Annotated in this window: 2 protein-coding genes; both read left to right on the forward strand. The window is 64.3% G+C overall.

Annotated elements, in window-relative coordinates; translation table 11 throughout:
- Positions 1 to 217, forward strand: a 217-nt coding sequence (locus NW837_RS15880; protein WP_414332694.1) for a hypothetical protein, incomplete at its 5' end; no start/stop codon positions are given.
- Positions 218 to 230: 13 nt separating this feature from the next.
- The coding region (gene rplI / locus NW837_RS15885; protein ID WP_414332696.1) for a 50S ribosomal protein L9 at positions 231 to 502 on the forward strand (272 nt) is incomplete at its 3' end.

The following is a 502-nucleotide window of genomic DNA, read 5'->3' on the forward strand; positions in this document are numbered from 1 at the left end:
GCTGCGCTACGGCATCTACGGGGGCAAAGCGGGCTTTGGGGTAGACTATAGGCTCGGCGAGCAGGGGCTGCTGACGCTCGACCTGTTCGACCCGAACAACTGGCGCGGGCACGCACGCCTGCACTGGCGCGTGTCGGACGGCGTGTGGCTCTGGGGCGGACTGGAAAGCCCCTTCAGGCGCAATCAGCCTGCGTTCGGCATACGCATTCAACGCTAAGGAGGCAAATACGATGGAAGTGATTCTGGTGCGCGATGTGCCCAACTTGGGCAAAGCAGGCGATATTAAGAAGGTGGCAGGCGGCTACGCGCGGAACTACCTAATCCCGAAAGGCTGGGCAGTGCCCGCCACGAAGGGCAATCTGAAGATGCGTGCGGAGCGCGAGCGCGTGCGCAAGGAGCGCGCCGAGCAGCTCCGCCAAGCCGCGCGCGACGCCGCCGCGAAACTGAACGGGCAAACCGTCACGATTCAGGGACGCACCGCGCCCAACTCCACCAAGCTGTT

The sequence above is a fragment of the Synechococcus sp. R6-10 genome, assembly GCF_047461815.1.
Classification (GTDB): Bacteria; Cyanobacteriota; Cyanobacteriia; order Thermostichales; family Thermostichaceae; genus Thermostichus.